The organism is Mesorhizobium sp. M2A.F.Ca.ET.067.02.1.1 (genome assembly GCF_004023285.1).
Lineage (GTDB): Bacteria > Pseudomonadota > Alphaproteobacteria > Rhizobiales > Rhizobiaceae > Mesorhizobium.
Genome location: NZ_RZSB01001490.1, coordinates 1 through 390, shown reverse-complemented (window position 1 = coordinate 390; position 390 = coordinate 1). Strand labels below are relative to the sequence as shown.

Annotated in this window: 1 pseudogene; it reads left to right on the top strand. The window is 63.6% G+C overall.

Going from position 1 to position 390, the window contains the following annotated elements:
• Window positions 1–2 precede the first annotated feature (2 nt).
• Window positions 3–390 (top strand): annotated as a pseudogene (locus tag EOA28_RS38470) (mechanosensitive ion channel family protein); the annotation flags it as partial.

Below are 390 nucleotides of genomic sequence, written 5' to 3'. Positions count from 1 at the left end.
GCTTGTTGACTGGTCCGTCACAGGCACAGGCGCCGGCGACCGTTCCGCCTGAAAAGGTCAAACAGTTATTCGATCTTCTCGACGATCCGTCGGTGAAGGCCTGGGTGGCCGAGCAACGAAAGCAGGACGCCGGGCCGACCGGAACGCCTGCCGCGGCAGGAGCTTCGCCGTCCGGCGCATCGTCCGATGCCGTGGCCGCGCCGGGCCGGATGAATACGATGGCATCCTCGACGCTCGATCGGATCAAGCATCATATCGAAAGAATCGTGGGGACCTTGCCCTCTCTGCCAGGCCAGTTCGCGCGCGTGCGGGCAGAGACCATGGAGGATATGTCCGGCAAGAGGCCTGCCGGCATGCTTTTGCTGATCGCGATTTTCATCGCTGCCGGCC